General features: G+C 42.6%; 22 protein-coding genes. 2 read left to right on the top strand and 20 right to left on the bottom strand.

What is annotated here, in order from left to right:
• Position 1 precedes the first annotated feature (1 nt).
• The 11 genes from QE404_RS02375 to queG all read right to left on the bottom strand — a co-directional run bounded on the left by QE404_RS02375 (position 2) and on the right by queG (position 13,189).
• Complete coding sequence (locus QE404_RS02375; protein ID WP_307446001.1) at positions 2 to 4,345, bottom strand: CusA/CzcA family heavy metal efflux RND transporter; 4,344 nt, start codon at positions 4,343 to 4,345, stop codon at positions 2 to 4.
• A 141-nt stretch (positions 4,346 to 4,486) separates the two neighbouring features.
• On the bottom strand, positions 4,487 to 4,858 hold the full coding sequence (locus QE404_RS02370; protein WP_307453326.1) for a hypothetical protein: 372 nt from the start codon (positions 4,856 to 4,858) through the stop codon (positions 4,487 to 4,489).
• Positions 4,859 to 5,088: 230 nt separating this feature from the next.
• Complete coding sequence (locus QE404_RS02365; RefSeq protein ID WP_307445999.1) at positions 5,089 to 6,390, bottom strand: cryptochrome/photolyase family protein; 1,302 nt, start codon at positions 6,388 to 6,390, stop codon at positions 5,089 to 5,091.
• On the bottom strand, positions 6,323 to 7,069 hold the full coding sequence (locus QE404_RS02360; protein ID WP_307445997.1) for a lycopene cyclase domain-containing protein: 747 nt from the start codon (positions 7,067 to 7,069) through the stop codon (positions 6,323 to 6,325). The genes QE404_RS02365 and QE404_RS02360 overlap by 68 nt, the downstream gene beginning before the upstream one ends.
• Before the next feature lies 1 nt (position 7,070).
• The gene (locus QE404_RS02355) at positions 7,071 to 7,529 is read right to left on the bottom strand and encodes a sterol desaturase family protein (RefSeq protein WP_307445994.1); all 459 of its coding nucleotides are present in this window, start codon (positions 7,527 to 7,529) and stop codon (positions 7,071 to 7,073) included.
• 5 nt (positions 7,530 to 7,534) lie between these two features.
• On the bottom strand, positions 7,535 to 7,996 hold the full coding sequence (locus QE404_RS02350) for an SRPBCC family protein (RefSeq protein ID WP_307445992.1): 462 nt from the start codon (positions 7,994 to 7,996) through the stop codon (positions 7,535 to 7,537).
• 25 nt (positions 7,997 to 8,021) lie between these two features.
• On the bottom strand, positions 8,022 to 8,858 hold the full coding sequence (locus QE404_RS02345) for a phytoene/squalene synthase family protein (RefSeq protein ID WP_307445990.1): 837 nt from the start codon (positions 8,856 to 8,858) through the stop codon (positions 8,022 to 8,024).
• 1 nt (position 8,859) lies between these two features.
• Positions 8,860 to 10,332 carry a phytoene desaturase family protein gene (locus QE404_RS02340; RefSeq protein WP_307445988.1) on the bottom strand — a complete coding sequence of 491 codons (1,473 nt, stop codon included), beginning with the start codon at positions 10,330 to 10,332 and terminating at the stop codon, positions 8,860 to 8,862.
• A gap of 12 nt (positions 10,333 to 10,344) precedes the next feature.
• Positions 10,345 to 11,022, bottom strand: a complete 678-nt coding sequence (locus QE404_RS02335) for a MarR family winged helix-turn-helix transcriptional regulator (protein ID WP_307445986.1) — start codon at positions 11,020 to 11,022, stop codon at positions 10,345 to 10,347.
• A gap of 301 nt (positions 11,023 to 11,323) precedes the next feature.
• Positions 11,324 to 12,001, bottom strand: a complete 678-nt coding sequence (locus QE404_RS02330; RefSeq protein ID WP_307445985.1) for a TIGR02117 family protein — start codon at positions 11,999 to 12,001, stop codon at positions 11,324 to 11,326.
• Between the two features lie 222 nt (positions 12,002 to 12,223).
• The gene (queG, locus tag QE404_RS02325) at positions 12,224 to 13,189 is read right to left on the bottom strand and encodes a tRNA epoxyqueuosine(34) reductase QueG (protein ID WP_307445982.1); all 966 of its coding nucleotides are present in this window, start codon (positions 13,187 to 13,189) and stop codon (positions 12,224 to 12,226) included.
• Positions 13,190 to 13,300: 111 nt separating this feature from the next.
• Here queG and QE404_RS02320 point away from each other — a divergent pair, with 111 nt between their 5' ends.
• Positions 13,301 to 13,600, top strand: coding sequence for a rhodanese-like domain-containing protein (locus tag QE404_RS02320; protein WP_307445980.1), 300 nt, complete (start codon positions 13,301 to 13,303; stop codon positions 13,598 to 13,600).
• A 31-nt stretch (positions 13,601 to 13,631) separates the two neighbouring features.
• Entirely contained in the window at positions 13,632 to 14,249 is a 618-nt protein-coding gene (locus QE404_RS02315; RefSeq protein ID WP_307453686.1) for an HD domain-containing protein, read from the top strand.
• 40 nt (positions 14,250 to 14,289) lie between these two features.
• Here QE404_RS02315 and QE404_RS02310 read toward each other — a convergent pair whose 3' ends face one another.
• The 9 genes from QE404_RS02310 to QE404_RS02270 form a co-directional block, all read right to left on the bottom strand.
• On the bottom strand, positions 14,290 to 15,063 hold the full coding sequence (locus QE404_RS02310; RefSeq protein WP_307445976.1) for an alpha/beta fold hydrolase: 774 nt from the start codon (positions 15,061 to 15,063) through the stop codon (positions 14,290 to 14,292).
• An 8-nt stretch (positions 15,064 to 15,071) separates the two neighbouring features.
• Complete coding sequence (locus QE404_RS02305) at positions 15,072 to 16,016, bottom strand: NAD(P)H-dependent flavin oxidoreductase (protein WP_307445974.1); 945 nt, start codon at positions 16,014 to 16,016, stop codon at positions 15,072 to 15,074.
• A 139-nt stretch (positions 16,017 to 16,155) separates the two neighbouring features.
• Positions 16,156 to 17,523: a peptidylprolyl isomerase gene (locus QE404_RS02300; protein ID WP_307445971.1), complete on the bottom strand. Its 1,368-nt coding sequence runs from the start codon at positions 17,521 to 17,523 to the stop codon at positions 16,156 to 16,158.
• 87 nt (positions 17,524 to 17,610) lie between these two features.
• Positions 17,611 to 18,534 carry a PfkB family carbohydrate kinase gene (locus tag QE404_RS02295; RefSeq protein WP_307445969.1) on the bottom strand — a complete coding sequence of 308 codons (924 nt, stop codon included), beginning with the start codon at positions 18,532 to 18,534 and terminating at the stop codon, positions 17,611 to 17,613.
• Positions 18,535 to 18,564: 30 nt separating this feature from the next.
• The gene (gene gldD / locus QE404_RS02290) at positions 18,565 to 19,122 is read right to left on the bottom strand and encodes a gliding motility lipoprotein GldD (RefSeq protein ID WP_307445967.1); all 558 of its coding nucleotides are present in this window, start codon (positions 19,120 to 19,122) and stop codon (positions 18,565 to 18,567) included.
• Between the two features lie 44 nt (positions 19,123 to 19,166).
• Entirely contained in the window at positions 19,167 to 20,201 is a 1,035-nt protein-coding gene (gene mutY, locus QE404_RS02285; RefSeq protein WP_307445964.1) for an A/G-specific adenine glycosylase, read from the bottom strand.
• 37 nt (positions 20,202 to 20,238) lie between these two features.
• Complete coding sequence (locus QE404_RS02280) at positions 20,239 to 20,691, bottom strand: hypothetical protein (RefSeq protein ID WP_307445962.1); 453 nt, start codon at positions 20,689 to 20,691, stop codon at positions 20,239 to 20,241.
• Between the two features lie 81 nt (positions 20,692 to 20,772).
• The gene (locus tag QE404_RS02275; RefSeq protein WP_307445960.1) at positions 20,773 to 22,134 is read right to left on the bottom strand and encodes a DUF5458 family protein; all 1,362 of its coding nucleotides are present in this window, start codon (positions 22,132 to 22,134) and stop codon (positions 20,773 to 20,775) included.
• A 21-nt stretch (positions 22,135 to 22,155) separates the two neighbouring features.
• Positions 22,156 to 22,704 (bottom strand): hypothetical protein, encoded by a 549-nt coding sequence (locus QE404_RS02270; RefSeq protein WP_371935110.1) that lies wholly within the window; start codon positions 22,702 to 22,704, stop codon positions 22,156 to 22,158.
• Between the last annotated feature and the right edge of the window lie 136 nt (positions 22,705 to 22,840).

The following is a 22,840-nucleotide window of genomic DNA, read 5'->3' as shown; positions in this document are numbered from 1 at the left end:
TTTACGGATTTAAAGTAAGGTATTCCAATTCTATAGCACTTTGATTAAGCTTCCAGAGCACATCTGCATAATTGTTCTTAAGTGTCACGGCCTGGTTGACCAGCATTACAAAATCAAGGTAATTGATCTCCCCGCCTCTGAATTGCTTTTGGGCAGTATCGGTAATGGTAAAAGCATTTTTAAGCTCCGAATTTTCATACTGTGACACAATATCCAGATTACGGCTGTAAATTTCATTCAGTTTTTTGTATTGGTTTTCAAGGCTGAAGCGGGTATTCTGAAAATCTGTTTCCGCTACAGTTTCCGCAATCTTAGCAGACTGTATTCTTGCCTTCTGCCCGCCTGAGAACACCGGTACGGAAACGCCCAGCTGTACGGAATGAAATTGCGGTGATGCATTATATACCTTATCATCGGGCCCGGTTCCCCGGAAGCTGTTCAGGTTATAGGCCAGCTGTAATCCGGGTAACAACTTCGCTTTCTCCAGTGCTGTTTGCTGGACAGCTACATTCTTTTGCTGCTCCAGGGTTCGTAATAGCGGGTTCTGCTCCAATCCGTCCTTCAGCCCTACCGTATAAAGCTTTTCATCCTGAGGCATGAAGTCTGTTTCGGAATTGAGGAGCCACTGGAACTGCAGGCGGAGGACCGCTATTTCCTGTTGTACCTGTTTGATCTGTATTTCAATGGCAGATTTCTGGTTGGCTGCCGTTGTTTTTTCCAGGATATTGCTCTCTCCTGCTTTCAGGCGAAGGTCTGCTTTATCAAGAAAGTCGGAATACAAGGTAAGCGTTTCGCGCAGCAACTGCTCCTTCTGCTTCCAGTACAGAATTTCATAGAATGTAAGACTGACCGCCTTTTTGATCTCATATTCCTTAAGTGCCACGTTCAGCACGCTTTTTTTCCATTCCTCAGTATAGACATTTTTCTGTTTCGTATATACGGTTGGAAAAGCAATGCTCTGGGCAACACCCAATTTAATGTCATTATAGGCACTGTTGATCTGGCCATAATCTGCAGAGATTGCGGTCTGAGGAATATCACGGGCTGATTTTATGAGTGCTTTTGAGTATTCGGACCTCAGCTTTTCGCTTTTAAGGTTTCTGTTATTCTGTAAAGCCATCTGTATGGCTTGATCCAGTGAAACCGTGGTTTGTGATTTTACCGGGATGGCCGTCAGCATGAATATGAGAATGATAACGGAAGCGGTATGGGAGCTTTTTTTCTTTTTCATTTTAAATCCTTTTTCAATGTTTACATATAACAGGGGCAGCACGAATAGCGTAAGGAAGGTTGCTACCATCAGTCCGCCAATCACTACCGTTGCCAAAGGGCGCTGGACTTCGCCGCCGGCACCATTGCTTACTGCCATCGGGATAAAGCCAAGAGAAGCTACAAAGGCAGTCATAAGCACGGGTCGAAGTCTGGACTCTCCGCCATCAATTACAATCCGTACAATATTCCTGATGCCGCTTTTATACAGCCTGTTGAATTCTGAAATCAGCACAATGCCGTTCAATACAGCAACTCCGAAAAGGGCAATAAAACCAATTCCCGCACTGATGCTGAAAGGCATGCCCCTTAATGCCAGTAAAAAGACCCCTCCGATAATGGAAAGCGGAATGGCCGTATAGATAAGCAAGCTCTCCTTTACGGAATTAAAGGCCAGGAAAAGCATCACGAAAATGAGTGCTAAGGCAATCGGAACCGCAATCATCAGGCGCTGTTTGGCATTGTTCAGATTCTCAAACGAACCACCATAGGTAACGTAATACCCGGCGGGAAGCTTGATCTGCCGATTGACTTTCTCCTGAAGCTCCTGTACAATACTCTGTACATCCCTTCCTTTGATATTGAATCCCACAACGATTCTTCTCTGCGCATTTTCGCGCTGAATCTGGTTCGGACCGTTCTTTACTTCAATTCGGGCTAGCTGCGACAAAGGAATCTGGTTTCCGGAAGGAGTTGGTACCAGTAGATTTTTAATATCACTGACATTTTTACGGTCACTGGCGGTAAGTCGTACCACTGTATCAAATCTTTTTTCCCCTTCAAAAACCAGTCCTGCACTCTGTCCGGCAAATGCCGTATTGATAACCCGGTTAATGTCTGCTACGGATAGGTGATACTGAGCAATCATCGGCCGGTTGTATTCTATAATCACCTGAGGCATCCCGGAAACCGGCTCTATGTAAAGGTTCTGCGTTCCGTCCACCGATTCGATGATTTTACCGAGCTTTTGGGCATTACTGACCAGGACATCCAGGTCATCCCCAAAAACCTTCACGACCACATCCTGCCTTGCTCCGGTCATCAGCTCATTGAAACGCATCTGGACCGGGTACTGGAAACTCACTGTAATTCCCGGCACTTCTTCAAGCTCACGTGTCATTTTATCTGCCAGTTCAGGAAATGTCTCTGCGGAAGCCCAGTCTTTTTTGTCCTTCAGGATCACCATCATGTCAGAAGCGTCCATCGGCATCGGATCGGTTGGGACTTCCCCGCTGCCTATTTTCGTCACCACTTTCTCCACTTCCGGAAATCTTGATTTCAGGATATGGGCTGCTTTCTGCGTGCTCTCTATGGTTGTATTCAGATTGCTTCCGGGCAGCACGCGGGTTTCCACAGCAAAATCGCCTTCCTCCAGCGAAGGGATAAATTCACCGCCCAGACGGCTTAAAATCAATATTGCCAGCACAAAAAGGATCAGGACAACACTGAAAATTATTTTAGGAATCCTGAGAACCTTAAGCAGGGTGCGAAGGTATAAAGCTTCAATTCGCTTCATCATCCTGTCGGAAAAAGAAGGTTTAAGGCTTCTTTTCTTCAGCAGCAGGGCGCTCATCATCGGGATATAAGTCAGAGAAAGAAGAAATGCGCCCAATAAAGCAAAAGCTACCGTCTCTGCCATCGGCTTGAACATTTTGCCTTCTATTCCCTGAAGGGTAAGAATGGGAAGATAGACAATAAGAATGATCATCTGCCCGAATACAGCACTGTTCATCATCTTGCCTGCGGAATCTGCCACAAGGGAATCCATCTTGTTCTGGGAAACAGTGGTTATATTTTTGAATTTTGAATGATGGCTGAACCTATGCAGAACCGATTCTACTATGATCACGGCTCCGTCAATGATCAGACCGAAATCCAAAGCCCCCAGGCTCATCAGGTTTCCGCTTACCCCGAAGAGGTTCATCATGCATATTGCGAACAGCATAGATAAAGGAATCACGGAAGCTACCAGAAGGCCTGCCCGGAAATTGCCAAGAAAAAGCACCAATACAAATACAACGATCAGGGCTCCTTCAAGGAGATTCTTTTCTACAGTCCCGATGGCATTATTCACCATTTTGGTACGGTCCAGGAAAGGTTCGATTACGACGCCTTCCGGAAGCGTTTTCTGTATGGATGCTATTTTGGCTTTTACATTTTTAATCACCTGGTTGCTGTTTTCCCCCTTCAGCATCATCACGATAGCTCCGGCTACTTCTCCCTGGTCATTGTAGGTCATGGCACCATAACGAGTTGCAAATCCTGTCTTTACTTCAGCTACATCTTTAATGAATAGCGGAATCTCATTGTTTTTAGAGGCAATGGCAATATTCCTGATATCCTCCATATTCCCTATAAGGCCTTCGCTCCTGATGTAAAGGACAGTAGGACCCTTTTCGATATATGCGCCTCCGGTATTCTGATTGTTGGTTTCCAGTGCAGTGAATACATCATTGATCGTGATGCCGTAAGCATTAAGGCGGTCCGGGTTGACTGCAATTTCGTATTGCTTCAGTTTTCCCCCGAAACTGCTGACTTCAGCAACTCCTTTTACTCCCAGCAGCTGCCTACGGACAATCCAGTCCTGTATGGTACGGAGTTCCGTAATGTCATATTTTTTCTCGAATCCCGGTTTAGGTCGTACCACATATTGGTAAATTTCCCCAAGCCCTGTAGAGATAGGGCCCAGTTCCGGAGTTCCGATTCCCTGGGGAATCTGTGTCTGTACCTGCTGGAGTCGCTCGGCAACCTGTTGCCTGGCCCAGTAAATATCTATTCCATCATCAAACACGATGGTTACTAGTGAGAGCCCGAACCGGGAAAAGCTCCGGATTTCTTTCAGCCCGGAAATATTGCTGTTGGCCTGCTCAATGGGAAAGGTCACCAGTCTTTCAATATCTGTTGCACCAAAAGACGGTGCTACGGTAATTACCTGGACCTGGTTGTTCGTAATATCGGGGACGGCATCAATAGGCAATCGGGTAACCTGATAGGATCCTATTCCTATCAGTCCCAAAACCAGCAATGCAATAATGAGCTTATTCTTTACAGAAAACTCTATGATCTTTGTAAGCATAATGATTTTGTTAATCGTATTGGTAGAAAAGTCCGGAAACATATGGATCATACCGACTGCCAAAGCAGCAGTATCCACCTGAATTCCCAATAGAAGAATACTCAGGCTATTTTAAATCACCGGATAATTGAATAGGAAAGATTAACAAAATTTTGGCGGCTGCCAGATAGAATTCAGGATTTCTTTATTGTAAAAAATACTTTTGTACAGTGTCTGTGCAGACTGAATGGCATGGACAGGCTTTCCTGCAAAGGGAATGGAAAGCAGAGGCGTTACGGTAAATACGACTATCAGATGCTGTGCATGAGAGACAAACGGGAGTTTCTGATCTGTCTGATAATCGGAATCTTTTACCGGATTTTCATAATGCATCCTGAAAAATGAGTGGATTGTCATTTCAGGATTCTTCTCTTTATGATCGATGTAATGCTCAATGAGAATAGGGATCTTCAGAAGCTGATACAGCTCGCTGGTAGAAACCAGATACAGACATAAAAGCAGTATGGAGATCATTTTTTTCACACTGCAAAATTAGTAATGTTTCCGGAACTGCAAATGAAATTCGTGGAAAAGTTTTTCCGTGGAACCCTTTTTTCACAGTTAACTCATCTGATTTTTTGTTTGCGTCAGAAGCAGCAACTGTGTGTTACATTATCTATTAATTTATGTAATCCTGCATTTTCAGTTTAAGAATAATCATGCCTACCAGAAGAAAATTCTTATCTGATCTTAAGAGATGAGTATTAAGAAACCGCTTTTTTATAGACTTTCAGTGCGCGTTCCCTCGCTTCTTTATGTTCTACAATAGGCTTTTCATTATAGTCTTCCGGGATCCATTCCCTGATGTATTTATGGTCTTTATCAAATTTTTTCACCTGTTCTTCAGGATTGAACACCCTGAAGTAAGGTGAAGCATCACAGCCGCAGCCTGCGACCCACTGCCAGTTACCGTTATTGGAAGACAGCTCATAATCCAACAGTTTTTCGGCAAAATAAGCTTCTCCCCATCTCCAGTCAATCAAAAGATGCTTGGTCAGGAAACTGGCTGTAATCATTCTTACCCGGTTATGCATAAAACCAGTTTCATTCAGCTGCTTCATACCGGCATCCACTATGGGATATCCCGTTTTGCCTTCACACCAGGCTTTGAATTCTTTTTCATTGTTCCGCCATTCTATATTTTCATATTTCTTTTTGAAACAATGCTTGACTACTTGCGGAAAGTGAAAGAGGATCTGCATGAAAAATTCCCTCCAGATCAGCTCATTCAACCAGGTTTCATTATTTTTAACAGCATATTGGACACATTTTCGTACGGAAATGGTACCGAAGCGAAGCGCCACCCCTAAATGGGTCGTATGATCCATTCCCGGGAAGTTCCTGTATTTGCCATAATCACTGATGATCTCTTTTTCCAGCTTGGGTTCCACCAGATCCAGATCCGTTTTTTTGAATCCTATGGTCTCAAGGCTGATCATGTTCTCCGGTTTCAGAGGAAGGAAGTTTTTAAAATCGGTCTTATGGCTCTGAACAGATATATCCTTCAGCTTTTCTTTCCACTTTTTAGCGTAAGGAGTATAGACCGTATATGGAGTATTATCATTCTTCACTACTTCATGTTCCTCAAAAATAACCTGGTCTTTGCAGGTCCTGAAACTGATTTCATTTTTTTCTAAGAACGCTGCAATTTCTTTATCACGTGCTATGGCATCCGGCTCATAATCTTTATTGGCAAAAACGGCTTCAATATCATAGTTTTCAACCAGATTCTTGAAGATCTCCATAGGTTTTCCATGAAAAACCCTGATCCCGCTTTTGTGCTTCTGCAGCTCCTGATGCATTTTGGAAATGGCCTGATGAATATAATCTACCCTCTTATCTTCCTTATTGTGAAGTTTGTCGAGGATTTCCGTATCGAAAATAAAAACAGGCAGTACAGGATATTCAGATTGTAACGATTCATGCAACGCCGTATTATCATCCAGCCTCAGGTCTCTCCTGAACCAGAATATATTGATCTTTTCCGTCTTTTGTGCTTTGCTCATTTTTAGAGAATTTTTTAAATAAATAGATGTTCCACAGAATCAGCTCGTAACCATAGGCAGTATCTTCAAGCGGAATCGTCAGCAGACGGATTCCCATAAAGGTTCCGGGGGTATAATTAACAATTGGTGACTCCAGACCTGTGCCCGTAAGTATTCCGTTAACGGCTAAAAAGCCTGGCATGAGTAAAAGATAAATCAGTGATGCTTTCCCTATCCACCGTACTTTCAGAACAAAATACAAGACAAAAAGGCTGATTGCAGTTGTCAGGAAAGTCACAAACGTATAGATACGGCCGTTGAAATACAAAGCTATTCCCAGAGCAGCTGCAATGCTTAAGATAACGAAGATCTTTTCCGGAACCGGTTTCCAGTCGAGCCGGAAAAATTTATCCAGACAGAAATAGGTAAACAGGCATGAAAAGGGGATGCAGATAAAGAAAAGGATTTCTTCAATGGGCAAACCTAAAATTCTCATTCCGATCAGGTAATCATCATTGAACCACCAGACACCTCTTTTGGTAAACCAGGCATCCCAGATAATAAAGACAACGGCAACGATTACCGAGCCTCCTAAAAACGCTCCAAAATGCCTGTTGAATTTTATCTTATGGTGGAAAGAAAATAAAAAGCAGACGATAACTGTGAAGAAATTGATCAGTAGATAGGTATATTGCTGCATATCAGGCTTTTTTCTTGTTAAAATACATCCTGAAATATTTTACGGGCACCCATAAAAACCCGAAACATTCCCCATGCTCTTTTCCCGTATGTTTATGATGCTGCTTGTGGGCCCTTCTTATGGCCAACAGATATGGATTCTGGGTATCCCTTAATACTTTGATCCGCTGGTGAATGAATATATCATGAACAAAAAAGTACGCCATTCCGTAGAGTGTAATTCCCAGGGCAATATAAAAGTAGAAATTAAAGCCCTGCATAGTCCCCAGATACATCAGGACAATGGTGGGAACCGCAAATATGACAAAGAAATAGTCATTTTTCTCCATGTGACCTTCATTGCTGTGGTCGTGATGGTCCTTGTGCAGTTTCCAGAGCAACCCATGCATAATGTATTTATGAATGAGCCATGTAATGCCTTCCATGGTAAAAAATGTAATGACAACAATAAGAAAATTCATGACCGTTATTTTTTATTAAACATTTCTTCCAGCACCCGGTGACGGTAACTGAAAATATTTTCCACTTTCTTCCTGACAAGAATGTTGTGGGCAATTTCTCCCAGGAATCCCATCGGAAGTTCATAGTCTACCCTGTCTTTCATCAGAACGCCATGTTCATTTTCTATAAATTCGTGGTGGTGCTTCCACAATTTGTACGGACCTTTCTTCTGGAAATCGGTAAAGCTTTTATGGTGCGAAACCTGTGTAATTTCCGTCTGCCACTCCATTTTGATCCCAAAGAGCGGAGACACATAATAATCTATGATCATCCCTTCATAAATCTCATCATTCTCCAGCTGTGTCCGTACAATGAAGTTCATGTCTTTCGGGGTAATTTTAGACAGGTTATGTGCAGAGGAAAAAAACTTCCATGCAGTTTCTATATCACAGTTCAGCTGCTGTTCCCTTACCAGTGTGTGTACCATTGTTTTTTCCTGAGTTTAGATTATGCTATAAAAAAGATGTTTTATACTGAAGGTAGCAACCCATCATCAGGGAAATTTTCCTTCCGTTTGAAATCCGGATACGCTGATTGATAATCTTGGCTGCCGATGTCCTCCTGATCTTCCTGAATAGCGAAATATAATACCGGTAAGCCAGGTATACTCCCAAACGTGAAGAACCGGGCAATTTTCTGATGCCTTCCAATGCCTCACGGAATTCCTGCTCGATGTCCTTCTCGATGCTGGATTTTACAGAATTATCAAAATAAGAAATATCCACATCCGGGAAATAACTCCTGCCCAGGATCTGGTAATCGTCCTTCATATCCCTAAGGAAATTAACTTTCTGGAAAGCAGAGCCGAGTTTCATCGCAAAAGGCTTGAGCCTTTCATATTCTTTTGTATTGCCTTCCACGAAGATTTGCAGGCACATCAGTCCCACTACTTCTGCTGAGCCCAGAATATATTCTTTATAAAGATCTGAATCATAATCGATTTTCTGAAGGTCCATTTCCATGCTTTTCAGAAACTGGATGATCAGTGAGCGGTCTATGTCATATTGTTTTACCGTCTCCTGAAAAGACTGTAGAATAGGATTGAGCGAAATGCCGTCTTCCAGTGCCTGAAAAGTATCTTCTTTAAATTTAACGAGAAGCTTTTCTTTATCATACCCATGAAAACTGTCTACGATCTCGTCTGCAAGCCTCACGTATCCGTAAATGGCATAAATGGGATTCCTGATTTTGGGAGACAGGGCCATAATGCCCAATGAAAAGCTTGTGCTGTACTGCTGGGTAGTCTGTTTGCTTATTTTATAAGACAGTTCATCAAATAATTTTTTCATATCAACTTATTTTGGTGGCTTCTCTTGCAGCAATTTTACCGGAGATAATGGATGGTGGCACTCCAGGTCCCGGTACAGTAAGCTGCCCTGTATAGAAAAGGTTTTTTAGTTTCTTGTTTCTGAGCGAGGGTTTCAGAACGGCTGTTTGTGATAAGGTATTGGCCAGTCCGTAGGCATTGCCCTCGTAAGCATTGTAATCTTCTTTAAAATCACGGATGCAGTAGCTTTTTTTATATTCCATCTTAGACAATAAGCCCTCTGTTCCGGTGTGCTTTTCCAGCCTGCCTATCATTTCGCGGAAGTATTTTTCCCTGATCTCTTCATTGTCCTCTATCCCTGTAGCTACCGGCATCAGCAGGAAGACATTCTCACATCCTTCCGGTGCTACATCCGGATCGGTTTTGGAGGGACAGCAGACATAGAACAAAGGTTCTGCAGGCCACTTTTTATCCGTATAGATCTCATGGGTATGGAGATCCAGGTCATTTTCAAAAAACAGGGTATGATGTTTAAGTCCTTCAATCTTTCCTCGGAATCCGAGATAATAAATAAGGCAGGATGGGGCAAAAGTCCGTTTCTTCCAGTATTCCTCCGTGTAATTCCTGAACTCTTCGGGAAGAAGCGCCTTCTCGGTATGATGGTAATCTGAGGAAGCGATAACGGTATCAAATTCAGCCTCACCGTTGCCGGTTACCAAAGCTGTCACTTTTCCGTTTTGTATACTGAAACGCTCGACGGCACTGTTAAAATGAAAATGGACACCCTGTTGCCCGGCAACCTCTTTCATAGCGTCAATGACTTTGGAGAAACCGCCCATCGGATACCAGGTACCCAGTTTATATCCACCATAATTCATTAAACTGTACAAAGCAGGGATATCTTTAGGAGCGGCACCCAGAAAAATTACGGGGAATTCCATCAGCATGATGAGCTTCGGATGCGTAAAATATTTTCTGACAAAACGGTGGAAATTGGTTAAAAGGTCCAGTTTCAATGCACTCTTTGCAATTTTCGGAGACATGAATTCAAACCATGAATAGCATGGCTTATTTACGAAATCTTTCATTCCTACTTCATATTTATACTGTGCATCTTTCATGAATTCATCCAGTTTCTTTCCTGCTCCGGGCTCCATCTTTTCAAACAAAGCTTTCATTTCGCTGTATTGCTGAGGAACATTCATGGTTCCATCTGAAAACACCATTTCAAACTGGGGGTTCAGAGGAACCAGTTGATAGAAATCCGATGCTGTCCTGCCGAAATCTTCGAAAAATGACTCCATAATATCCGGCATCCAATACCAGCTCGGGCCCATATCGAATACATAGCCATTGTCAGTCCTGAACTGCCTTGCCCTGCCTCCGGCGCTGCTGTTTTTTTCAAAGACATGAACCTCATGCCCTTCTTTAGCAGCATAGGATGCAGCAGACAATCCTGAGAATCCTGAACCTATAATGGCTATTTTCTTTTTCATATATTAATTTTTTCAAAAGGGATAATCCCTGTAGACGGTATCAATAAGGTTCCTGGGATCTATATTCTCATGATAAATAGGATTGTGAAATTTATCCAGTTTATCCAGCAGGCGAATCAGGTCCAATTTTTCTTTGTGATTCAGGTTGCCGGCAACAATATGCGTGGCTTTACGGATTTTATGCATCTGGTTTTCCAATGCTTCCTTGCCCTGTTCCGTAATCCTGATTACTTTCGTCCTGCGGTCTGTTTCAGAATCGGTCTGCTCTGCCCAGCCCTGCTTGATCAGCCTGTTAATGATTAAAATCCCGGCAGGCTTTTCATGCACATTTTTCTTGATCAGCTCCATTTTGGTCATAGCCCCAAAAGCTTTCAGGCTGATCAGGAAAATAAAATCTTCCTGTGTAGCAAAACCTGAACCTGCAATGGCCGACCTGGAATAAGCCTTGGCATATCTGTTAAGATGTACCAGCAGTGTACTGATTACACTTTCTGCTGTCCTGCCTCCGGATTTCCCTTCCCATTCTGCTTCAACAGCATTTACATCAGCAGTGTTTTCAGAGGATATTGTTTCAGCAATCCAGTTTTTGAACCCTTTAATATCGGACGTATATCTTCCAGCCGAATTATCAGTATGAAACTGTTCAAGGAGGATCAAAGTATCTTTTAGAATGGAAGTTTCTATTTTCATAACTCAAATAGTTAGTATACAAATATACATTTAAATTGAACATTAAGTATATTCATAAACAAATTTTAAAATAAAAACTTCAAGGTTATTCAGTCCATCAATGTAAAATTTTCAACTGTAGAGTTCCGTTTTAACATTGGAATACAATTTATCTGCCAACCGGTTCATAATTCGGCATGTTGTGAAATTATCCCACCACATTTCCCATAATCATTTCAGGGGGCTTGAATTAAATGTAATAGGCTGTCATAGAAAAACCATTCAATAAGAATGGTTTTTATAAGGTTTTTGGCATCAGATCTTATTTGTAATGCTGGAATATCCCGAGATCAGAGGCTGTCCATAACGCCGCTTTCTGCCCGGCTGCTTTCAGCGCATTATTAGTCCATGTATTGCAGGTATACGCAAAGCTATAAGTTCCTTTGGCATCATAGAACGCATCGCTGTCGCCGTAGACTGCATTGGTAGGAACATACATAAAGTTTCCGTTTTTATCCCGGTCAAATTTATCTTCTACAAAATGGATAAGTGCCTTATACTGCTCTTTGCTGATCATGATCTTTTTACAGTCGGCACCCTCTTTCATGGTCTTGTAATAGGTGCAGTGCATGGCAGATTCACTTAGCCAGAAGGCTGCTTTGAAAGCTGTTGAAAATTTAAGGTCTGCCCAGGTGGGTGTATCCAGATAAAAGCCTTTGTCTCCCCAGCCGATACCAATATAACTGTAATCATCTTTTTTTGATTTTGTATTGCTGTAAGGAATGATTGCACTCCAGTCCTGCAGTTCGTTTTTTACCGGCATTACAATATCGGTATGCACCCCGTTCGTATAGATATATACCGGAACTACTTTCGGATTGCCATCATCTTTTGCCCTGACTTCTATATATGGAAGAGCCAGAGCCAGGATGACATACAGCACGACAATCCCCACAATGCCTGCTAAAACTTTAAGTATAAGTATAAGCACTTTTTTCATATTTATGTTACAATGAGTTTAATAAAATTTAATATTCATTTTTTTGCAAAACTATTTGTTTTAATCGGAAAAATAGCTAAATTTAAGTATCAAATATGAAATAGTATGCACAAAAAGTCCAAATCAATGAAGAGATTCACTTTAAGAGTAAAGACAGCTCCTAAAAGAATCCAAAAAAAGCACTGATTTTCTGTGGGATCACCGGTCTCCTGAAAGTCATTTTTATTTTAAGGGCAATGAGTCGCTCTTGGTTCCGGAAGACTGTTCAAGGAATTCTATATTGCGTTTGAGCCCTGCAAATTTGGTTCTCTTCACCGGAGATTTCCTGAAAATTTCTGAAAAAAGCTCCTGGGTGAGCTCTTTCCACTCCCCCTTTCTGAAGTTCTTCAGGGCTTCGTTAGGCCTGAATCTGGTCTGAAGGTTGGGAGCTGCAAATCTGTTCCACGGGCATACGTCCTGGCAGATGTCACATCCGAACATCCAGTCGTCCATTTTATTTTTGAAATGAACAGGGATTTCATCCCTTAATTCTATCGTTGCATACGAGATGCATTTGCTGCCATCTACAATCTTATCAGAAACAATGGCCTGCGTAGGACAGGCATCCATACATTTGCGGCAGGTCCCGCAATGATCTGTTGTGGCATGATCCGGTACCAGCTCAAGGTCACAGATGATTTCTGCCAGGAAATAAAATGATCCGCTCTGCCGGGTAATCAGATTGGCATTCTTGCCTACCCATCCTATCCCGGACTTGCGTGCCCAGCTCCGCTCCATGACAGGGGCCGAATCCACAAAAACCCTGAAACCGAACTCCCCGATTTCTTTCTGCAGATCTGCTACCATTTCGCGGAGGATTTCTTTGATTACCTCGTGGTAATCTTCCGCATAAGCATATTTTGAAATCTTAAAGTTTTCCAGTGCAGAAATTTTTTCTTCGGGGAAATAATTATAGGAAAGCGAAATCACAGATTTTGAACCTTCCACCAAAAGCCTCGGATCAAGCCTTTTGTCAAAATGATTCTCCATATACTTCATCTCGCCATGGAAATTGTTCTTCAGCCAGGTTTCCAATGGGCGGGCATCTTCTTCCAGGAAATCGGCTGCCGAAATGCCACAGTTCTGAAACCCGAAGCTTCTGGCTTTGGATTTAATGAGCTGAGAATATTTTTCGGCGTTTGAATTCATAATTTCACCTTGCAAAACTAAGATTATTTTATAAATTTGTTAGTGTTTGGGCACGTGAATCATTTCATTTACCTTTACGCCATCATTTTAACTTTAAAATCTACAACAATTATGTCGTTAGCAGAAGTATTACAGTCAGGAAATTATGAATTGATCGATGTCCGTGAGCCTATGGAGCTGGAAATGGACGGAAATATAGAAGGTGCTACCAACATCCCGCTGGGTGAAGTGGAAGACAGACAGGATGAAATCCTTTCTCTTGAAAAACCTGTGGTTATTTTCTGCAGAAGCGGAAACAGAAGCGGAAAAGCTCTGGAATACCTGAATAGCCAGGGTCTTAAAGAAGGATATAACGGCGGAGGCTGGGCTGAGTTGAAAGCCGCTATCGAAGCAAATCAGGGAACTTTTTAAAAGTTCCTTTTTTTATCCGAATCATCAGCAAATGAATATACAGGAAAGGTTTGTACAATGCTGCCTTCAGTCTACGGAGGATCGTCAGCTTATCGGAAACTTATGGACTGAATTAGAGAAAAAATACACTGAAAAGGGCAGGCATTACCACACGCTTGACCATCTTGATAGTATGTTCCGTGAATTGGATGCGGTGAAAGACAGCATCCGTGATTTTGATCTGGTTTCATTTTCAGTATTTTATCATGATGCGATATATGATGCTTCCTCTAAATCCAATGAAAAGAAAAGTGCCGCACTTGCCGACAAGAGACTCCGGCAGTTACCGTTGAGCCCTTCATCCGTCCGGCGGATTGCCGAACAGATCATCGCCACGCAGCTGCATGAATTTTCTGATGATACAGACACCAACTATCTTCTCGACGCCGATCTTTCCGTTCTCGGCAGCGATCCTGCAACATATACAGAGTATACCTTGAATATCAGAAAGGAATATTCCGTTTATCCGGATTTCCTGTACCGGCCGGGCAGGAAAAAAGTGCTCCGCCATTTCCTGGACATGGATCGCATCTTTAAAACGGAGGAATTTACCGTGAAATATGAAGAAAAGGCCAGGGAAAATATTAGAAAAGAATGGGAAACGCTTTGAAAAAAGATGCATCCTGATAGCAGCATGTCTTCATAGTACTTTATCCCTGTAATCTCTGTATAAATTCTGCTGCCTTGTTGATTACCTTATCAGGAACTTCTTTATGCGGACTATGCCCGATGCCTGGGATACTATATTTTTCTGCTATTCCGGTTACCTGAGAAACTGTTTTTTCAACCTGATCCATCGTTCCGTATTCGTCAGCTTCTCCCTGGATAAAGAGTAAAGGGCAGGCAATGTCCTTCAGCAGATATTCTATGCTCCAGTTACAGAACCTTTCGCTCAGCCAGATTTCCGTCCAGGCCCTGAACAGCATTTCCACTTTCTCTCCATGGTATTTGCGGAGCCGTACTGCCAGATTTGTAGTGCGGTAAGCCTGTAAAGAGTCCCGCACCCCTTTTATTGTAATATCTTCCACAAAGATGTGCCCTGCTTCACAGATAACAGCTTTTATCCTTTCCGGATACTTTGCAGCAGCAATCAGGGCGATAGTTCCGCCATCGCTGTGCCCGAACAGAATGGCATCGGAGATTCCCAACTTTTCCAATAGACCGTTCAGAAGATCTGCTTCCAGCTCCATATAATCATTTGTACGGTAATGATCCTCCATCGGATGAGATTTTCCGTATCCTAAACGGTCATAAAGCAAAACATTGCATTCCGCTGCCTGTGAAAGTTTTTCAGGAAAGCCCCTCCACAGCTGTGCAGAACCGAGCGAATCATGCAGGAAAACCAGTACCGGCCTCCCTTCAAAAGTATGGGTGTATTCCGTATGCAGTTCCTTACCGTCAACGGTAACGAGTTTTTCATTCATATGAGCCATTAAAAAGACGGCATCCTGGCTTCGTCAAATTCCTTCAACAGAGTATTGAAAACAGTTTCTACAGGAAGTACATCATCAATCAGGGCGGAAACCTGCCCGATTTCCAGTTCTCCTTCCTCCATATCACCTTCAAACATTCCGCGTTTGGCCCTGGCACGTCCTAAAGCCGTAATTAAAGCCTCGGTATTCCTTCCGGTGGCATAAATATCCTCCAGCTCATTAAAGAATTTATTTTTGACCATCCTTACCGGGGCGAGTTCTTTCAGGGTAAGATGGGTATCCCCTTCCTGAAGTTCGGTAATTTTCTTTTTCCAGGTGTCATGGGCACTGGCTTCAACGGTAGCCGCAAAGCGGGACCCGATCTGTACGCCATCGGCCCCTAGGATCATAGCCGCTTTCATCTGGGCACCCAGAGCGATTCCGCCTGCAGCAATCAGGGGCTTTGATATATGCTTCTTCACATTCGGGATCAGGCAGAACGTAGTGGTCTCATCCCTTCCGTTATGGCCGCCCGCTTCAAATCCTTCAGCAACAATAGCGTCTACTCCGGCATCTTCACATTTAACGGCAAATTTTGTGGAAGAAACCACATGCGCCACTTTGAGGCCTTCTTTCTGGAGGGTTTCAGTGTAGGTTTTAGGATTTCCTGCCGAAGTAAAGACAATCTTCACACCTTCTTCCAGGATGATGTTGATGACTTCCTCCATATTCGGGTATAGCATGGGTACGTTCACCCCGAAAGGCTTATCGGTAGCCAGCCTGCATTTGCGGATATTCTCCCGTAAAACATCAGGATACATGCTTCCTGCGCCTATCAGGCCTAAACCTCCGCAATTGGATACGGCAGATGCCAGCCTCCATCCGGAATGCCAGATCATCCCCGCCTGTATGATGGGATATTGTATGTTAAAAAGTGCGGTGACCCTATTGCGTTCCTGCTGCATATCGTGAAATTTTTTAGCTGAATTAAAATCTATAAAATTACTCATGACGTAAAAATACTAAAAACAGAAGTTTTCAGGAAGCGGGATCTGAATTTTAGGCATAAAAAAACCTTCAGGAAGTCTGAAGGTTTTTTTATTATTATTTTTTGATGGATTCTTTTTTCCAGTCTCCCTTAAAGTTGCAGGAGTCGTAACGCCCATCGATGGAGATAAAGGTTGTAGGAAGCTGTTTGTTGACGTATTTCTCAACCATTTCGCTTTTCTTTTTGTTAAGGGCCATCTGCTTGATCCTGTCATAATCGGTTTCCAGGGTAATCTGGTGGGCCGGGATCACATCTTCAATCTTAACGATCTTCACTACTTTCCTTTTTCTTTCATCCATATCTTCAAAAGCAGTCGTAATATCATTTTTGTTCAGTCCGGCAAGCTCATAGCTGATGGTTCCCGGAATCGTTTCTTTTTCTATCTTGCTGGAACCATCTGCTCCGGGAATCAGTCCCGCATTGAATTTGGTCCTTTTATCATCTGAAAACTTAAATGCGGCATCTTTGAATGTCATTTTACCGTCTAAGATAAGCGTCCTGATACTGTCAAGCTTCTTTTTCGCTGTAGCCACCTCTTCATCAGTAGGCGTAGCAAGAAGCAGGATATGCCTTGCATCATACATCTTCCCTGATTTTTTAACCAGCTGAATGATGTGGTACCCGAATTCAGACTCTACCGGGTCTGAAATCTCACCCTCCTGAAGGTTCAGTGCTGCTGCCTCAAAAGGCTTTACCATCTGTCCTTTGGAGATATTCTTCATCAGTCCTCCGTTTGATGCGGAACCCGGATCTTCGGAATATATTCTGGCCTGGCTCTCAAACGTTTCTCCTCCCTGGATGTCCTGCTTGATTTTTTTAAGCTTATCGATCAGTTCCTGCTTATGGGCTTCCGTAAGCTTCGGGAACATCATGATCTGCCCTAATGATACCTCATCCTTGATTTCCGGCAGCTGCATTTTATACATATTGTAGAAATCCGTCACCTCATTCGGGGTTACGTCTGCCTTATCTGTGATTCTCTGGTATTTGGCCTGCCCGTAATAGGTATCGGTATCAATCTTTTCGATTGCATTCTTCATTTCGTAGGCGGTCCTGAATTTATAAGCGGCCAGCATGGATTTTTCATCCGGGAACTGGGAAAGCATCTGGCTGTATTTGGCGTTCGCCTGCTCTTTAATTGCCGCGGAACGGTTTTCAATCAGGGTATCCTTTTTGGCCTCGTATACCAGGAGCTTATTGTTCAGGAGGTTTTCCAGGAATTCGCATTTATCTATATTGGAAGCACCCTGCTGCTTTGCGTAATTCATCTGCTCATTAACGTCAGATTCCAGGACGATCTCATTCCCTATTACCGCTGCAATACCATCCACAAGTTCTCCCTGTTTCAGCTGGGCATTCATTGAGGCTGAGAACAGCATCATGAAAATTCCGAACAGGAAAGTGACTTTTAGTCTATTTATCATTGTATTATTTTAACAAGTTGCAAATTTAGAATTCTTAACGAATTACACTTAATTTTTTATTATAAATATTTCTTAAAAAAGAGGGATTTACTGAAGTTCCATATCAAAGGTTGTCAACTCCTTAAACTGTCTCAGCCTGCTGAACATATCAGCTTCACTAACTTCCTGGATACGTTCAGTCCCGAATTTCTCTACCGTATAAGAAGCCATGGCAGATCCTACGATCAATGCGGATTTCATGGTTTCAAAATCCACTTTGCCTTTTTTAGCCAGATAAGCGGCAAAACCTCCTGCGAAAGTATCTCCGGCTCCGGTTGGATCGAAGACCTCTTCCAGTGGCAGTGCGGGGATCGCAAATACCTTGTGGTCATGGAACAGCAGAGCTCCGTGCTCCCCTTTTTTAATGATAACATATTCAGGACCCATTTCATGGATCTTTTTTGCAGCTTTTACCAATGAATACTCACCGGAAAGCTGTCTTGCCTCTTCATCATTAATGGTGATCACATCGGTTTTTGCAATCATCTCCATTAAAATATCCCACGCAGTATCCATCCAGAAATTCATGGTATCTAGGATAACCAGCTTAGGACGCTGATTCATTTTTTCCAGTACGGAAAGCTGCACGCCGGGGTGAAGGTTCCCTAACAACAGGATTTCTGAATCCTGCATGGAATCCGGAATCTTAGGATCAAAGTTTTCCAGTACATTCACTTCGGTGGCCAGTGTATCTCTTGTATTCAGGTCGTTGTGGTATTTTCCAGCCCAGAAGAATGTCTTCCCTTCTTTTACGATTTCGATTCCCTCAATATTGATATCCCTTCCGGTAAACATGTCCAGGTATTCCTGCGGGAAATCCCCTCCAACTACAGAAACGATTCCGGATTTTACGCCTAAAACGGATGAAGTAATACCGATATACGTGGCAGCCCCTCCTAAAATCTTATCGGTTTTCCCAAATGGCGTTTCGATTGCATCGAATGCAACACTTCCTACAACTAAAAGTTTCATATTTTTTTTCAAAGTATTATTAAAAGTAAATCAGTTTTTCCATTCAAAGGTATCCAGCAGGTGTTTCATATCTTTTTTGATATAGTCCACTGCAGGTGCCAGAGAATCCGGCTTCGGCCTGGAATTGAAATATAGGTATGCGGTGACGAAATGCCTGGTGCTGTCCGTCACATAAAACTGAAGGTTGGAGGCAGTCTGCCCTTTCAGCTCGTAAAAATTGCCGTATACTTTTCTGTCCGGATATTCGAAAGATTTGGTATCGATGGCACTCGCTTTAACGGTATGTTCATAAACCATCTTCTCTGCTTCACGGATGTGATCTGCAAAATCATTTTTAATCGGATAGTAGGTCACGAAAATTTTCGCTTTCATCTTCGGATAGTTCAGGTAATACCAGCATGGCTTTTTGGCATTGGTAATTCTGGCAAAATCTGAATATTCGAAGGTATAAGCACAATTGTTTTCAAATTTCTGATATTTCGGGGCCGGATATTCCAGGCGCAGTTCACCGCTGGGTTTAGGGACCGGGTCTTTCCCGCAGGATATCAGAAGTGCCGAAACGAAAATAAAAATGATGTTTTTAATCATTTTGCAAAAGTACAAATTAGATTTCAGATTTAAGAGGACAAATTTCAGGCTCTCAGCCACTTTTGAATATATGTTTCTAAAGGTTTGGGAAATGATTTTTCATGCGAAGCTTCCACATCCGTTACCATATATCCGTTTTCTGCAATAAAACTGTCCCATGCTTCGTCTGAAGTAATTTCCACTTCATAGATTTCTATACATAGATTTTTATGGGTAAGCTTATGGCCGATGATCTGTAGTCCTACGATATACTTCTCAAACTCCTCGGGAATTTCCGGAGGGAATTCAAAAAGTTTTTTCCAGATAAAGTCATCTTTGCGTTGCTGAATGAGGAAATGTCCGTTCCTGTGCACAAAGTAATACCTGAGCTGAAGGTTTTCCGTTTTTACTTTTTTAGTCTTTACAGGAAATTCGGATACTTTACCGAGTGAATAGGCCAGGCAGTCTTCGCTGACCGGACAGCTATGACACAACGGATTTTTAGGCTTGCATATTTCCGAACCCAGGTCCATCATTGCCTGGTTAAAATCCCCGACATTATCGGGCATGATGAGCTTTGACAATTCTGAAAAATAGGCAAATGCACCGGAACCGGAGATATCATAGTCATCCGCAAAAAGCCGGCTCAAAACACGGTAAAAATTGCCGTCAACGGCAGGCATTTTACCATTAAAGCAAATGCTGGAAATGGCCGCTGCGGTATATTTTCCCACGCCTTTAAGCTTCATGATCTCCTCATATTCCGAAGGAAAAATGCCATGGTAATCATCCATGACCTGCTGTGCCGCCTTGTGGATATTGATCGCCCGTGAATAGTAACCCAGGCCTTTCCAGTACAACAGGACTTCATTCTCATCTGCCGCCGCAAGAGTCTGCACATCCGGAAAACGGCTGATAAAATTATTATAATGGTTCAGGCCCTGGCTGATCCTGGTTTGCTGAAAAACGATTTCGCAGATCCAGATCTTGTACGGATCCCGGGTCTGCCTAAAAGGGAGGTCTCTCGCATTTTTCTTATACCAGCTGAGCAGCTTGTTTCCTACATGGAGAAATTCTGAAATTCTGTTTTGATGTTCCAACAGCTGAAGTAATCTAAATTAAGGGTGCAAAGATACGCTATTTATCTTTCTGAACGGAGTATACGGAGGCACCTCTCAGCCACTGGTATTTAAGATTTTTTTCCTTGGCCAGAAATCTATATCCTTCCAGTTTTTTAAGGTAGACATATACAGAAGAGTCTTTTCTAAACTTCAGTTTCTGGGGGGAAATAAATTCCAGCGGATATTCCACTACGGAATCCCTGGTCGTTTTAAGCAGCTCACCGCTGTTGATTTTATAAATGAATACGGGTTTCCCTCTACCCTTTGAACTGTCTGTAAGTTTTAATGCGGATGAACTGATGACCATGTCACTGTTATCAAAACATTCTTTTCTATCCATCACATAAGCTTTTCCCTCCTGTCTTTCGTCTGCAAAAAGGTCAACTTTGTAATGGTCCGGCCTGCGGTATTCTTTTTCGCAACCGGTGAAGAAAGCGGCGCAAAATACCGGCAGAATGCTTCTGAACATATTTTTTTTAATGCTGATTTTCATAACGGGATAGAAAAAACCGACACCCAGGCATCGGTTTTAATTGTATGTATCGGTAAGTTAATCCTGTGTATATTCTGCATCCCATTCGTTACCATCATCTCCTTTATGTCCGTCCAGTTTAATAACGAAACTTTTGGTAGGGAAATACGGGGTAAGACGGATATCCAGCCATACTCTGTCTTTATTCACTTTATCCTGCTCAAAACGTACGATCTTGAATTTTTCAATCAGTTTATCAGGACCTTTGATACCGTCCAGGAAGGTGACGATCTGTCTTCTCAGGTCGTCCTCATTTCTCGCATTCCAGTTTTCGAAGGCTCTTCTGTTGAGGAAATCAAGAAGTACTTTGGTTACGTAATCAAATACACGGACTACGGAATAAGTCTGAAGACCGATATTGTCTCCGGTGAACAGGGTTTTGGCAGAGAATGCCATGATTTTACCATATTCATTGACCATCGGAACCAATCCCATTTTTTCAAGCTGGGAAATCTCACTTTTCTTAAGCTCAAATTTCACGGCATCCACTTCATTGATGTTTCCGTGTTTTTTACCCGCAGCCACCTGTGACATCAGGGTTTTATGGATTTTCCCGGCAAGTGATGTAGATGGCGGAAGCTCTACGTTTTCCTCTTCTCCCACCTCTTCTGCTTTTCCACGGCCTACGAGCCAGTTGCAGGTCATAATGACGTTACTTCTGTGCAGCTCTCCGCCGGTAAGGTTAGCAGAATGGAAAAGGTCTACCACATCATCCGGTTTGTCAAGGTTGGCAAAATCCGTTACCATCATCACTTTGTTCTCATTACAGATCTTGGCCCATTTTTCAACCACTTTGTTGGATCCCAGATATCCCGGGATGGCCAGAATGGAATAGTTATCCCTCAGATCCAGGCGGTCATAGTAATTTTTGAATTCTTCGCCGATAGCCTCGATGAAGATCGGATTGTCCAGGTCTGAAACCTGGTCAATGCTGGCATTCACGATGCTCACATTATCCACTTTGTCGAGTTCGGTATTTTTATAAAACTGCGCTACAGTCCTGTAGTTGGTTTCCAGCATACGGACAGCATCCAGTGTATTTTTAAGATTCCTTTTCAGGCTCTGATCTGCCTGCTGTGCTTTGTTTTTGCAGGTTTCAGCCATAGCGTCGGCTGATTCATTGCCTTCCAGAAGGCTTACCCAGAGGTTTATTTTCTGAAGCAGTTCTTTTCTTTCGTCAGCTTTATTGCTGTCGTTAAGGAAAATTTCTTTTCGGGCTTTTCTGGTAGGGTTCATATTGGCGATCCCGTCCACTACAGATTCTACGAATCCGAATCCGCCTATTTTATTGAGTTCCGCAAGTGCGTTCCCTTTCTGTTGTGCTGAGTGCTGCTGTTGGCCCTGTTGCTGGCTTTCTGCTGCCTGTAATTTACTATCCATGATTGTGTTGGGGTCTTTAGGTTATTTTTCAAGTTCTTGTGCCACTTCTTTCAGTACTTCTACAAAAGCAGCCCTGGTCTGCTCATTCTCCAGCATATTGCGAAGGATTTTATTCGTTTTAAGCTGGCGCACAATTTTGTTGTACTGCTCCTGTTCCATGCTCAGCTTCTGAAGATATTCTGAGTTTTGGGTAAGATTTTTGGGAGTGAAGTCTCCAAGGTTCTGAAAACGGAATTCCTCTTCCACCACATCGCCATCTGCCGTTTCGTGCTGTACTGCTACAGTAGGCTGAAAGTGTCTGAAGACGTCTTCCACGGTTTTTAACCCTGTTACGATTTCGGGAGTATAGGATTCTTCTGTTGTAAGCTGGCTTACAATCATTGTTTTATTCTCCTGTATTTGCTGAATAGCTTCGTTAGCATCTACCTTTACCTCGTTTCCGCCAACGCCGTAATTAAACATTGCCATATTATTGTTATTTTGAGATTTCTTATTTTGGTGTAGACCGGTTTTATCTGAATCAAATAATTGACCAATCCAATGTTTAAATTTATAAAAAAACTGTAACATACAAAATTTTGTGAAAGGTTTTTATTGGATATTCCTGATAATTAATGTGCTCTATTAACCACAGATGCTTTTATACGATCACTAAACTATGAAAAATTAATAAAAAAACGCATCAGTGCGATGCGTTTTTATTTTA

The organism is Chryseobacterium camelliae (assembly GCF_030818575.1).
In the GTDB taxonomy this organism is placed as follows: domain Bacteria; phylum Bacteroidota; class Bacteroidia; order Flavobacteriales; family Weeksellaceae; genus Chryseobacterium; species Chryseobacterium camelliae_A.
Note: the sequence above shows the minus strand (reverse complement) of the source record. Positions and strands in the feature narration are given on the sequence as shown.